Genomic DNA, 13,576 nt, shown 5'->3' on the forward strand with positions numbered 1-13,576 from the left:
GTCGGTGAACGTTTGCCGGTTGAAAAGTTGTGCTTGTTTCAACCACTTATCAAGTAATCTTAGAACACAAAATCAGCCGGACTGGCTCGGTGGTATTCTGTTTGGGTAATGATGTATTCGCCGTCAATCAGTTTAAAGGTCACTGTGAATTTTATCATGTCGCCATTGAAGGTCGGTAAATCCGTCAAACTGATATCGGCCCCTGCCATGGCGGCCACCACTTCCACTTCCACTTGATCTTCGCCCTCATCCAACCAGTCAGCGCGTTTGACATTCTTGTGAATGTAAATGGATTTGTTTCTGAGCAAGCGGATGCGCATCAGGCGTTCAATGTCTTTTTTATTCCAGCCACGTTCGGCACTTTTGAAGTCATCATCAATGGATTCGAGAAAATCATCCAGTCGTTTTTCCTCTATGGCAATTTCCAAGTCATTTATGGTGTTCAATAGTTTCGTTTCTTTATCGACAGGGGCATCGCCAGAACATGCTGCCAATAAAAAGAAAACGCAGCAACCCAGTAAAATTAACAATGATTTTTTCATGATCAGAATAGCCAAAAACAGATTTTAAATTAACAGCTCACATTGTATCATGTCTGTATGGGTGCAAAATGGGAGACCTGGTTTTTGCAATCAATGTGGTTGAGTAGGGGTCAATTAAGTGGTGCCGAACAAGTGATTCGGTTTTCGGGTAAAAAAGAGGAGCCGTGAAATGAAATGCAAACTTACTTTTGGCCTGGGCCTGTTTTCGTTGCCTATGCTGTTAACTGCACAAACGAATAACAATGGCAATGAAAATGCCTCTGTTATTGACGAACGTAAACCGGAATTGTTGGGGCAGATGACACAGTCGGCTGATGAATCCACCAGCATCAGGGTTATTGTACAAAAAAAACAAACCATTGAAGAATACAGACAACGGGGTGAGCTGGTTTTAGTTAAAGTGATTCCTGTGGACGGTGTCCCTTATTTTATTGATCCGTTGGAGCGAGAAAACCTGCAAGGGTCGAGTCGTGATTTAATTAATTCAGGTGTTAAGCCTGTGCGTTGGGTGTTGAAGGAGTTTTGACTGAATGACTGTTAGACAAAAGTTTATGGTGTTGCTCATCGTGGTGCCTGCATTGGTTGTGGTGTGGGCTCAATATTGGCCAGCTGCATGGTGGTCTTTTTTGATCATTGCTCCATTGGCCATTTTGGGACTGTATGACATGTTCCAGCCGAAAAAAGCCATCCTCCGCTTGTATCCTGTGATTGGACATTTTCGCTATGTGTTGGAGTCATTTCGGGTTGAAATTCAACAGTATTTCATCGAGTCTGACTTGAACGGTAAACCCATACCCAGAGAATTCCGGTCGTTGGTGTATCAACGCGCCAAGGGCCAAAAAGACACGCGGCCATTTGGTACCATTATGGACGTCAATAAAGACGGTTATGAATGGATCAACCATTCTGTGGCGCCGACTCACATCGATGAGCAAGCACTGCACATAACAATTGGTGGTGCTGATTGTAAACAACCTTATGACGCCAAGCCATTGAACATTTCTGCCATGAGTTATGGATCTTTGAGTAAGAATGCCATTGAAGCATTGAATTTAGGGGCCAGAAAAGGCGGGTTTGCTCACAACACAGGCGAAGGTGGTATCAGCCCCTATCACTTGAAACATGGTGGCGATTTGATCTTTCAGTTTGGTACCGGGTATTTTGGATGTCGCAATGCCCAAGGTGATTTTGATGCACAATTATTCAAAAGTAAGGCGGCACTTGACCAAGTCAAGATGATCGAAATTAAATTATCGCAAGGTGCCAAGCCTGGACATGGTGGTATTTTACCTGCAGTTAAGTTGACTGAAGAAATCGCTGAAATTCGTCATGTCAGCATGGGTCAAGATGTGTTGTCACCGCCCAATCACACCGCGTTTAATTCACCCAGAGAATTGATGTTGTTTGTGCAAGAATTGCGCCAGTTGTCTGCCGGCAAGCCGGTTGGATTTAAAATGTGTTTAGGCAAACGCAGTGAATTTTTGGCCATCTGTAAAGCCATGATTGAAACCGGTATTAAACCTGATTTCATTACCTTAGATGGCAGTGAAGGTGGCACCGGTGCGGCACCGATTGAATTCACCAATTCCGTTGGTACGCCCTTAAAGGACGCTTTGATCATTGTCAACAATGCTTTGATTGGAACCGGCTTGCGAGGTGATATTAAAATCATTGCTGCCGGTAAAGTGATCTCTGCATTTCATTTAATCAAAGCCTTGGCTTTGGGCGCTGATTCTGTTAATTCAGCTCGTGGCATGATGTTTGCTTTGGGTTGTATTCAATCACGGGCGTGTAACACCGATCATTGTCCAACTGGCATTGCGACCCAAGACCCCGCACGGGTGGTTGGTTTGGTGGTCAGTGACAAAGGTCAGCGTGTGGCTCGGTACCATGGTCAGATGATGAAAAACATGGCTGAATTGTTGGGTGCGGCTGGACTAGAGTCTATGGCAGATCTCCGACCCAGTCACATCATGCATCGAGTCAAAGGGACCTTGGTGAAATCTTACGAAGAAATGTTCCCTACATTGGCCGAAGGTGTTTTGTTGGATGAAGCTTCCAGACCGGAATCATGGGCTGCCGATTGGCAGGCGGCACAGACCAGTCGATGGTGATGTGCAATCTTTGGCTTAATAAGCTATTATTGAAACCATTCTTATATTGAAAAACTTATGACATTAACAAAAAAGATCATTGTATTTATGGTGGTAGGCGCCTTATTGGGCCTGGCGTTAAATTTGACTGGATTGAATAACCATGAACTGGTTGATCAATACGTGGTCAATGGCTTGTTCTATGTAATCGGACAACTGTTTATTTTGTCATTGAAAATGATGGTTGTCCCATTGGTATTTGTGTCATTGTTTTGTGGAACTACGGCATTGCGGGATCCAGCCATGTTGGGATCCATTGGTGGCAGAACCTTGGCGTTTTATTTAATGACCACAGCCATTGCTTTGGGAATTGCGATCAGTTTTGCGCTGCTGATTGGGGTCGGTCTTGGTGCCGAAATTCCTACGGACATTAATTACGTGCCTAAAGAAAGTAAATCCTTTGTGGCAGTTATTTTGAGCATCATTGATAACCCGGTCAAAGCCATGGCCGAAGGTAATTTGTTGGCAGTGATCATGTTTTCTATTCTGCTGGGTCTGTCTGCCACCATGGCAGGTAAAGCCGGTGAGCAGGTGATAGATTTCTTTAAATCATTCAATGAAGTAATCATGAAGCTGGTGATGTTGATCATGCATTTTGCACCCTATGCAGTTTTTGCCATTTTGGCCAAAGTGTTTGCAGAATTGGGGGTTGATGCAATCAAGACCTTGTCTGGTTATTTCTTTACAGTTTTAGGCTTGTTGATCTTTCATGCTTTGGTGGTTTATCCATTGTTACTGAAACTATTCTCTGGACTGAGTCCATTGACATTTCTGAAAAAAATGGAAAGTGCAGTGACCTTTGCTTTTGGAACATCGAGTTCAAATGCGACGATACCAGTGACTTTGAGAACAGTCACAGAACGATTGGGTGTGAATAAGTCAGTGGCTTCATTCACCATTCCTTTTGGCGCCACCATCAATATGGATGGCACGGCCATCATGCAAGGAGTGGCGACGGTATTTATAGCCAATGCCTATGGTGTTGACCTAACCACCACACAGTTGATGATGGTGGTGTTGATGGCCACCATGGCCTCGATAGGATCTGCTGGTGTTCCCAGTGCTGGTTTGGTGATGCTGCAGGGTGTCTTGTTACAAGTGGGTCTGCCGATAGAGGGTATTGGTATTATCTTGGGTATAGATCGTTTGTTAGACATGACCCGAACGGCGGTCAACATCACTGGTGATGCGGCGGTGACCTGTATTGTGGCCAAGTCACAAGGACAATTTGATCAAGCCATTTTCGATGACCCACAAGCAGGCGTTATCAAGGAATAGAGCTGTATAAATAGTCAATAAAAAGGGTTCATTTGAACCCTTTTTTTATGGCTTTCTAAAATAATTCATAATTAAATGGCGCACTTTTGTAGTGGGATGCGTATGCCTGGGTAATTAACAGCGAAAGGTATACTCATGAAAACACTGCAATTTAATTTCATCGTCTTGATGTTGATGCTCAGTTCCGCCGCATGGTCTGGTCTCTACTGGGTTGGCAATTCAGCAACATGTACTGGCAGCAATGTCTATGGCACTTTAGATCAAGCCTTGTTTGTGGCTGCATTGAATGGGGATCCTCAGGATGAAATTCGACTGACCAACACCGTTGCTTATACCGGTAATGGCAATGGCAGTTACACCTTAACTGATTGGTCATCAACCGGAGCAGGGGTACTGACCTTGGTTGGCGGATACACCGACTGTTTTGGTGCAGTCTCCGGCAGAACCTTTGTTGGTGATACTGCCAATGCAATATTTGAGGTCAACACCAATAACGAGAGCAGTTCAGAGGTGACATTCAGAAATATTCAAATGTCTTTAACCAGTGCAACAAGGGCCATGGTACTCAGTGGTGGTGCAGTGGTGACTTTAGACAATGTCTTGGTCAGCAGCAATCAATCTGGCATTGTGGTTTCCGGAGGGGCATTCTTGGATGTATTGGCCAATTCCTTGATCGAATTCAACGGCAACACCAGTAACATTTTGGGAGGCGGTATTTATTGTACAGGTCAAAACTCAACAGTGTTGTTGCGCGGTCGAGTCCATCGCAACCAAGGACTCAGAGGTGGTAATCTGCACATTCGAACAGGCTGTTATTTAGAAATTAAAGACGGTGTCAGGATAGAAGGGCGCGGCACGCTGGCCGGATTGGATGCGGTTGAGGGTGCAGGTTTGTACGTAGACAATGGTGGTGAAGTGTTTGCCGATGGTCGCGCTAACAGGGTGATTTTTGATGGCAACAAAGCCGAAAATGGCGGTGCCATCTACATCAATGGAACCAGCAGTTTTGTGTTATTACAGAATACCCACATCAATGGCAGTGAAGCCGAAGATGGTTCAGCCATCTATGCCAATGGTGGTGGTAATGGCACCCCACAGTTGATCATGGATCAAACCACAGATTGTAATTTATTGTTCCGCTGTTCAGAAATTCAAAATTCGCGTTACTTGAACTCGGTGGTGGCAGTGGATGACTCGATGATACAACTACAACGAACAGTCATTGAGCAAAGTGACTATTTGGGAACCAATTTGGCGGCAGGTTTAATTACCTCATATACCAACTCAAGAGTCAGGTTAAACCGAGTGGGCATGATCAGAAATGAAGCCTACGCGATGCTTCGGTTCACCACCAATGACTTGTTTGAAGTGAGTCATTTGACCATGGCAGACAACAGCTGGACTTTTGATGGATCAAATTCCCGTGTAGCAGTGGTTTTGGCTGGCGCTATCAATATTCAAAACAGTTTAATCACAGGTTCTTCAGGCATCGATAACCGGAGTGCGGGTGCCAGTTTTGCAGGTGGCTGTAACTTGATTGACAATGATTTTGACTGGCCTTCAGGATTTTATCACTTGGGTGCAGCGCAACTGATCAACCCAGCCGCTGGTGATGCCCGTCAACTGGCTGCATCACCAGGTGTCGACATGTGTTTACAAGATAATTTTGTGTGGTCATCTGAAATTGACATTGAAAACCAAGCTGCACCGGTGAATGAGAACACCAATCCTCAAGGCATGCCTGGTCAAAGTGGCGGTCTATATGACGCAGGGTTTGATGAAGTTTATGACAACATCGGAGAAGATGAATTTCTATTGACAGTGCAGAAAGAAGGCAGGGGCGAAGGCGTGGTGATCAGCAACCCTTCTGGTATTTCCTGTGGCGTTGATTGTTCGGAAGTGTATTTCAATGGCACCATTGTGACTTTATTTGCCAGTCCGACTGCCGGGAATGATTTTGCGGGTTGGTTGAACTGCCCTTTGGTCAATCAGGACGGCGAGTGTTTAACCAGCGTAGAGTCAAGTCACACCATCAGGGCGGTATTTCAACCTGATGATTTGATATATTTTGATGGTTTTGAATGATGAATTTTAAACCAGCCTTCAGTCAAGAACTGTGATGGAAGTTTAAAGCGTACTCAGCAGTTGTGTTAATATAAATGGTATTCAACTGCTGAGATTGGTGATGGGTTCTGTCACAGGAATTCTTAACAACGCATCATTACAGGCCGCTTTACAAGATCAAAAGCTGCAAGCCTTGTTGTATCAAGAATTAAGGATCATTGCCCATGCCAAGCTGCATGCTCAGAATGGTTTGAACGACCTTAACACCACGGCATTGGTGCATGAAGCATTCCTGAAATTAAATCCTAATTCTGCACAAAAGGAATGGAGTAACCGACGGCATTTTTATGCCACTGCTGCTTTGGCCATGCGGCATATTTTGGTTGATGCAGCTCGGCGCAGACTGGCAGAAAAACGAGGTGACATGGAACAGCAATTGACTTATTCAGAACAGTCCATGGCAGACAACAGTGACTGCCAACAGGTGGTGACATTGAACGAGGCATTGGAACATTTGAAAGCAGTCGATGCTGATTTGGTGGAAGTGGTTAACTTGCGGTATTTTGTTGGTTTAACGGTGGCCGAAACGGCCGAAATATTAGGCGTTTCTAAAAGGACCCTGGACCGAGAATGGCACAAAGCCAAAAGTATTTTGCAGACTTGGATGAATGAATAAAATCGAGGTGAATAAGTTAAGCCCGGAAGATTGGGCGATGGTATTGCGTTGGTACGATGAATTGTTCGAACTGACGGAATCAGTCTGTCATGAAAAAATGGCTTCAGTTGATTTGACTCCTGAAGCCAAACACATGTTGCAACAAATGTTGGCTAACAGTCACACAAACAGCATTTTGGATAAAACCATAGATCCACTGATAGAAGATTTATTGGGCCATGATGCCCTTCATCCACATGCCATTCCAGCACACATTGTGGGTCGGACTTTTGGCGCTTGGAAGGTAATAGATGTGTTGGCCAGTGGTGGTATGGGTCAGGTCTTTTTGGCTGAACGGGCCGATGGACAATTTGAAAAGCAGGTGGCACTCAAAATCATCAAATCTGGACAATTTTCAACCTTAAGCCAACAGCGTTTTTTGGAAGAAATGAGGACTTTGGCTCAATTAGAACACCCGCACATTGCCAGATTGATTGATGGGGGAAACAGCGATGAAAACATTGCTTATTTTGTTATGGAATTGGTGCATGGTGCCCCCATATGTGAATACGCCAATCTCAATGCCCTCAATTTAAATGATCGAATTTCCTTGGTGATTCAAGCCATTGAAGCCGTTGAGTTCGCACATCAAAGTTTGATCATCCATGGTGACATCAAGCCCGCAAATATACTGGTCAATGATGCAGGCCAAGTCAAGTTGGTGGATTTTGGGATTGCCCGTCCGTTAGAAGCACAGGATTCGACTGATTTTTTACCGCAATTCACCCCAAGTTATGCTTCACCTGAACAAGCACAGGGCAAACCCTTAAGTACTGCCAGTGATGTATTTGGATTATCTGCAGTCCTGTTTGAGTTGTGTACCGGTTGTGCGCCCAGGTCACAAGCGACAACCACCACTGAAATTGATTACATTGAACAAACCACAGCGCCCATAGCAGCGGCTTACCAACGTTTCAAAAACAACCAAAATCAGCAAATCAATCATATCATTGGTGAAAAACCAGGTAAATTAGACCGGGCCCTGTCTCGGGAATTGGGTGCCATTATTGACAAAGGATTAAAGATTGAAACGGCACAACGGTATAGAAACACCACAGAGTTAAGGCGTGACTTACAGTCATTTGTTGCCGGTGATCCGGTTGCAACCTACAGTCAACAAAGCTTGTATCGCTGGCGCAAAGCGGTGGCCAATCACAAGTGGCCAGTATTCATTTCTGGCATGGCCTTGTTGGGTATTGTAGGCTTCGCTGTGGTGGCCATGCAACAAGCCAAATTGGCTCGCGATGAAACCGCAAAAGCCCAATGGGCCAATCAATTTTTACTCAGTATTTTTGCGGCTGCTGATCCAGTAAAAAACCAAAAAACGCCAATCAGTGTCAATGAATTGACAGGTATGGCGGCCAATAAAATCCTTGAAGATGACAGCGACATTCACTTAAAAGCCGATTCTTTGGAATTATTGAGTCAAATTCAACACCGATTGGGAGAAGTTGAATCAGCAGGATTGTTGAATACAGAACAAATTAAATTGTTGGAAAAATTTCCTGACAATCAACAACAACTGGCAGAGGCACACATCAATGCCGGTCAAATCATGGTGACGCTCAATGATTTCGAACAATCCACCAAACATTTTAAACTGGCCATGGATTTGGTCCCATTGGAGCAAGCAGTCAACCAACAATCAGTCAATGCTGCCATGGGTATGGCTGACAGTTTAATTCGTTTTGACCAAGAAAAAGCGGCCGAAAAGATTGTGGAAGATCTGGTGGACAATGAAGCAACCATATCAATGCTGAACAACAAGGATCTTTTGATGGCCACCCTATACATGCTTAAAGCCAAGTTGGCCAAGGCTTATTTTGCCTATGATCAGGCATTGTCAGACATCACGGTTGCCAAATCTTTTGCCATAAAAGTTACTGACAATGCAATGTTGTACCCAGAAGTTTTGGGCATTGAATCTGATGTCTATTTTGAAAGAGGAGAAAGTACAAAAGCAGAAGTAATTGATCGTCAGTTGGTGGCTTATTTCAAAGACAAGTTTGGTGCGACTCATCCAGAAACCATTGACAGTTTGAGCAACTTGGCGGTTTCACTGCTGACGCTGGGTAAAATCAAAGAAAGCATTGCCGTTAATTTAGAAATCATCGCGAGCCTACAACTGGCAGGTATTACAGATCACCAAGAAGCCGCCTCTTATTTGAACTTGGGAATTGCTTATGATATTTTGGGTGAATACCAAAAAGCACTGGATAATTTGAAACTGGCCGAAGCCATGTGGCCAACCCTGACGCCCAGGTATTTGTATTACGATGCTTTGACCTACGTCAGTATGGCCAGAACTTTTTTAACATTAAACCAATTGGACTTGGCAGAACTGTATTTCGACAAGGGATTGACAACACTGGCTGAAGAGAATGGCGTTGATCACCATCGATACGCTTGGTTTCAAGTTAAGTATGTTGCCTTGTTGTTGGCACAGGGCAAGTTGACTGAAGCAGAATTGATTTTACCCAACGCCCATCAAAAAATAGTTGATGTCTATGGGGTGGATGGAAAACGCACCGCCTTGGCTGACATCAGGTGGGCACAGTTGAATGCAGCGCTGGGTCATCAACAACAAGCGGCTGTACAAGCTGCCAAAGCGTTAAAGGTATTGGATTTACCCCATGTGCGTCATCGCTATCCAGCAGAAATTGCTGTGGCAAAACAGTTGGTCAAGCAATCAAAGATTGCGCCAGAAAAATAAAACTAATGTCAATGTGAAAACTGCAGCAGCGGGAGATTTAACGGGCCATATGTGAGCCCATCTACCGAACGATAAAAGGCTCCACCAGGAGCCTTTTAATGTTTATTTGAGCTCGCAAGTATTGAAACAACGAGCTGAAGGGATTTTTTATTTTTTGTGTTCAATGACCACGTCAGTATAAATGCCACCACGGACATTGAATTTCATGGTGATTTTCATCCACTTCGGATCAGTCGCTGCAATCAAATCATCTAAAATCTCATTGGTGACTGCTTCATGAAATGCGCCACGCTCACGGAAGGTCCACATGTATAATTTCAATGCTTTTAACTCAACACATTTTTCATCGGGTTGGTATTCGATTTTGATGGTAGCGAAATCAGGTTGGCCTGTTTTAGGGCACAAACAAGTGAATTCAGGAATGTCGATAATGATGGTATAATCCCTTTCCTGATTAGGATTAACAAATGTTTCGAGGTCTTTTGTAGGGTGTGTAGACATGTTATTCTCAGTTATATAATAGGCCAATGACAATCAAGGGCGGAACAATACCCAAAAAGGGAAGAATTTTCAAGCAAAATGCACAATAGATGAAACTATCAAAGATAAAATTAGCAGGATTCAAATCATTTGTTGATCCAACTGAAGTTTTAATGCCAAGTAACCTGATTGGGGTGGTTGGTCCAAATGGTTGTGGAAAATCCAATATCATAGATGCCGTTCGTTGGGTGATGGGGGAAACTTCTGCCAAAATGTTGCGCGGCGCTTCAATGACAGATGTTATTTTTTCGGGATCTGCGTCGAGAAAACCAGTCAGTTTGGCCACTGTAGAATTGATCTTTGATAATTCTGATGGACAAATTCAAGGTGAATATGCCAGCTACAACGAAATTTCAGTCAAGCGACAAGTCAATCGAGATTCACAATCATTCTATTATTTAAACGGCAGTAAATGTCGCAAAAAAGACATTGTTGATTTGTTTTTAGGCACCGGCTTAGGGCCCAGAAGTTACTCGATCATTGAACAAGGCATGATTTCAAACATCGTCGAATCAAAGCCTGAAGATTTGCGTGGTTATATAGAAGAAGCTGCAGGGGTATCAAAATACCGAGAACGGCGCAGGGAAACTGAGCGACGCATCATTCGCACCAAAGAAAATTTGGAAAGATTGGATGATTTACGGACGGAAGTGGGTAAGCACATTCAGCATTTACAACGCCAAGCGAAAAATGCCGAAAGGTATACTGGGTTGAAAAATCAGTTCAAACAATTCAAAGATGAAGTATTGGCATTGCGTTGGCAACAATGGCATCAAAAAGCCGAAAGCAGCCAGGTCAAAGTGAATCAACTCAAAACCGCGGTGGAAAAAGTCAAATCTTCACGGACTGATGGCGAAAAACTGATTGAAGAGCATCGCTATGCCCACCAAACTTTGGTCGATGAGAACAATAAAGTTCAAGAACAGCTGTATCAAGTTAATGGTGAAATCGGCAAGATTGAACAATCGATTGCGCACTCAAAATCCTTGTCAGAAAGGCATAAAAATGATTTGGCCAGTACCGAAGCCAGTCTCAAAGTGGCGCAGCAACAGTTACAATCAGATCAAGCAGAACTGCAACAGCAAAATGCCTTGTTGAATGAGTCCAGCCCACAACTTGAAATGTTGTCAGCACAACTTGAAGAGTCACAAATCCTGAATCAAGAAAGTGAGTCAGCACAAGAGGCTTGGCGCTTAAAGTGGGATGAGAACAACCACAAAGTGGCTGATAAAAACAGAATCATTGAAGTTGAAAAAACAAAAATAGCATCCTTAGAGTCTCACATGATGAGACAACAAGATCGATTGAAATCAGTACAACCCCAAGACAATGATGCCCATGTCAAAAGCCTCAAAGATGAGCTCGTGGTGTTACAAGAACAACAGGAAACACAAACCACTAAACATGAGACTTTTGAGTCAAGTTTGATTGAACTCAAGGACCAGGCCAATTTGTTGATTGAAAAACGTCAACAAATCAGGCAGGCGATTGATCAACTACAAGAACAATTGCACCAAGCCAAAGGCAGAAGAGGGTCTTTGTTGGCATTACAACAAGCCGCTCAAGCCCATGACAACACAGAATTGAAACAATGGTTGGCACAAAACAGTCAAATTCAAAATAAGCGATTGGCAGAATTGATCGAAGTGGATGCAGGTTGGGAAGTCGCTGTTGAAACGGTGTTACAAGACAAGTTACAAGCCTTGGTTACCTCACACCATGACCTGTTGGCGGTGATGTCTGGCTGGCAATACGGAGAAGTGACCACCCTGTTGGCCAATCAAGGAAAAATAAGCCCCAAACCTGGTACTTTGGCTGAATGTGTCAAAGGCCCCGATGCCATGACCGCATGGTTCAACCAAATCAGGATTTGTGATGACCCCCAAGATGCGCAAAAATTAACCCAACAACTGGCTGAAGGTGAATCCATCGTAACCCGTTCAGGGGAATGGCTGGGTGCCAACTGGGTTCATGTCAACCGAGGCCAGCAACAAGAAAACTTTTTGTTACGTAAAAAAGAACTGGAAGCCTTGAATGACAGCATAGCAGAGAATGAAACCAAGTTAGCGGAACTGGCAGCCCAAGCAGAACAAGTGAAAGCAGACAAAGCCACCAAAGACCAACAAGTGGAACAATTACAGCTTGATGTCAATATGTCACACCGAAAATTATCTGAGCTACAGAGCTTGGTGATGAACAAAAGCCAGTTGATAGAACGTGAGCTACAACAGAACCAAGAAAAAACCGCTGAATCTGCACAAATTGCTCAACAGTTGGCAGCGGATGAAAATCAAGTCAAGGCCGCTCGAGCCCTTTTAGAGCAAGCGATGAATGAGTTGGCTGAAGGTGAAACAACCAAACAACAACTGTTGGCACTTCAACAACAAAACCAAAGCCAGTACCAACAAACCAAAGCGCAATTGAATGACATTTCAAACCGCTACTACCAATTGAAAATGGGCCTTTCCGCCACCCAAAATAAAATTGATTCATTGACCCAGAGCATTCGACGAACAGAAGACAATTTAACGGTTTTGGTGGCCAGAAAGGATGACTTGTTAAAACAATTGAGTCAGGATTTGAACCCCATAGAAGGGCAAAAACAAACACTGGATAAATTGGTCAGTCAGCGTTTAGAAACCGAGAAACAGCGTGATCAAATGCGACAACAAGTATCGGCCTCGCAATTGAAGTTAGATGCTTTAGAGCGAGAACGTCACGACCATCAAAAACGCATTGATGATGCCCGAAGTGCATTGGAAGCGGCCAAACTGGAGTGGCAATCACATCAGTTAAAAGCCAATGCGTTTGTCGATCAGTTAAAGGATCAAGACCAAGATGCCGAAAGCATCATCCAAGACATGAACCTGACTGAAGAACAGTCATTGGATCAGTTGGTTGAGCAAAAAGAAGCACAAATAGAGCGTTTGCAAAGGAATATAGTCAGGCTGGAGCCAGTCAATTTAGCTGCCATCGAAGAATTCGATGAAGAGTCTAAGCGTAAACAATACTTGGATGATCAAAATGAAGATTTGGTTAAAGCTTTGGAAACGCTGGAAGATGCCATTGCCCGCATCGACAAAGACACCCGGACATTATTCAAAGAAACTTTTGAAGCGGTTAACAGCAACATCAAACAATTATTTCCACGACTTTTTGGTGGCGGACATGCCTACCTTGAGTTGACTGGTAATGATTTATTAACCACCGGTGTGGCCATCATGGCCAGCCCGCCAGGTAAGCGAGTATCTAGCATTCAATTGCTTTCAGGTGGAGAAAAGGCATTGACCGCAGTTTCATTGGTGTTTGCTATATTTAATTTGAATCCAGCCCCTTTTTGTATGTTGGACGAAGTGGACGCTCCCTTGGATGATGCCAATGTCAGTCGTTTTTCTGCCATGGTCGCAGAAATGTCTGAGAAGGTACAGTTTTTGTTTGTTTCGCACAACAAGGTAACCATGGAAATTGCCAATCAATTGATGGGTGTAACCATGCGTGAAGCCGGTGTTTCTCGTTTGGTGACTGTTGATCTGGCAGAAGCGGCTCAGTTGATCGGTGACTGATTCAAGCC

9 protein-coding genes are annotated in these 13,576 nt (G+C 44.0%); 7 read left to right on the top strand and 2 right to left on the bottom strand.

Going from position 1 to position 13,576, the window contains the following annotated elements:
- Window positions 1-59: 59 nt before the first annotated feature.
- The gene (locus tag CCS90_RS04995; RefSeq protein ID WP_099018383.1) at window positions 60-542 is read right to left on the bottom strand and encodes a hypothetical protein; all 483 of its coding nucleotides are present in this window, start codon (window positions 540-542) and stop codon (window positions 60-62) included.
- 169 nt (window positions 543-711) lie between these two features.
- Here CCS90_RS04995 and CCS90_RS05000 point away from each other — a divergent pair, with 169 nt between their 5' ends.
- The 6 genes from CCS90_RS05000 to CCS90_RS05025 all read left to right on the top strand — a co-directional run bounded on the left by CCS90_RS05000 (window position 712) and on the right by CCS90_RS05025 (window position 9,465).
- Window positions 712-1,068 carry a DUF2782 domain-containing protein gene (locus CCS90_RS05000; protein WP_099018384.1) on the top strand — a complete coding sequence of 119 codons (357 nt, stop codon included), beginning with the start codon at window positions 712-714 and terminating at the stop codon, window positions 1,066-1,068.
- A gap of 4 nt (window positions 1,069-1,072) precedes the next feature.
- On the top strand, window positions 1,073-2,656 hold the full coding sequence (locus CCS90_RS05005) for an FMN-binding glutamate synthase family protein (protein WP_099018385.1): 1,584 nt from the start codon (window positions 1,073-1,075) through the stop codon (window positions 2,654-2,656).
- Window positions 2,657-2,713: 57 nt separating this feature from the next.
- Window positions 2,714-3,973 carry a dicarboxylate/amino acid:cation symporter gene (locus CCS90_RS05010; protein WP_099018386.1) on the top strand — a complete coding sequence of 420 codons (1,260 nt, stop codon included), beginning with the start codon at window positions 2,714-2,716 and terminating at the stop codon, window positions 3,971-3,973.
- Window positions 3,974-4,108: 135 nt separating this feature from the next.
- Complete coding sequence (locus CCS90_RS05015) at window positions 4,109-6,058, top strand: hypothetical protein (protein WP_099018387.1); 1,950 nt, start codon at window positions 4,109-4,111, stop codon at window positions 6,056-6,058.
- 100 nt (window positions 6,059-6,158) lie between these two features.
- The gene (locus tag CCS90_RS05020; protein WP_099018388.1) at window positions 6,159-6,713 is read left to right on the top strand and encodes an ECF-type sigma factor; all 555 of its coding nucleotides are present in this window, start codon (window positions 6,159-6,161) and stop codon (window positions 6,711-6,713) included.
- Entirely contained in the window at window positions 6,706-9,465 is a 2,760-nt protein-coding gene (locus CCS90_RS05025) for a serine/threonine-protein kinase (RefSeq protein ID WP_099018389.1), read from the top strand. The genes CCS90_RS05020 and CCS90_RS05025 overlap by 8 nt, the downstream gene beginning before the upstream one ends.
- A 147-nt stretch (window positions 9,466-9,612) precedes the next feature.
- On the opposite strand, the gene queF is transcribed toward CCS90_RS05025, so the two are convergent.
- Window positions 9,613-9,966 (bottom strand): preQ(1) synthase, encoded by a 354-nt coding sequence (gene queF / locus CCS90_RS05030; protein ID WP_099018390.1) that lies wholly within the window; start codon window positions 9,964-9,966, stop codon window positions 9,613-9,615.
- 89 nt (window positions 9,967-10,055) lie between these two features.
- Here queF and smc point away from each other — a divergent pair, with 89 nt between their 5' ends.
- Window positions 10,056-13,568 carry a chromosome segregation protein SMC gene (gene smc / locus CCS90_RS05035; protein ID WP_099018391.1) on the top strand — a complete coding sequence of 1,171 codons (3,513 nt, stop codon included), beginning with the start codon at window positions 10,056-10,058 and terminating at the stop codon, window positions 13,566-13,568.
- The last annotated feature ends 8 nt before the right edge of the window (window positions 13,569-13,576 follow it).

This window comes from Marinicella litoralis, assembly GCF_002591915.1.
Classification (GTDB): domain Bacteria; phylum Pseudomonadota; class Gammaproteobacteria; order Xanthomonadales; family Marinicellaceae; genus Marinicella; species Marinicella litoralis.

Coding starts and splice junctions, on each gene's coding strand:
- CCS90_RS04995 (WP_099018383.1), bottom strand. CDS start 542: ATGAAAAAATCATTGTTAATTTTACTGGGTTGCTGCGTTTTCTTTTTA.
- CCS90_RS05000 (WP_099018384.1), top strand. CDS start 712: ATGAAATGCAAACTTACTTTTGGCCTGGGCCTGTTTTCGTTGCCTATG.
- CCS90_RS05005 (WP_099018385.1), top strand. CDS start 1,073: ATGACTGTTAGACAAAAGTTTATGGTGTTGCTCATCGTGGTGCCTGCA.
- CCS90_RS05010 (WP_099018386.1), top strand. CDS start 2,714: ATGACATTAACAAAAAAGATCATTGTATTTATGGTGGTAGGCGCCTTA.
- CCS90_RS05015 (WP_099018387.1), top strand. CDS start 4,109: ATGAAAACACTGCAATTTAATTTCATCGTCTTGATGTTGATGCTCAGT.
- CCS90_RS05020 (WP_099018388.1), top strand. CDS start 6,159: ATGGGTTCTGTCACAGGAATTCTTAACAACGCATCATTACAGGCCGCT.
- CCS90_RS05025 (WP_099018389.1), top strand. CDS start 6,706: ATGAATAAAATCGAGGTGAATAAGTTAAGCCCGGAAGATTGGGCGATG.
- queF (WP_099018390.1), bottom strand. CDS start 9,966: ATGTCTACACACCCTACAAAAGACCTCGAAACATTTGTTAATCCTAAT.
- smc (WP_099018391.1), top strand. CDS start 10,056: ATGAAACTATCAAAGATAAAATTAGCAGGATTCAAATCATTTGTTGAT.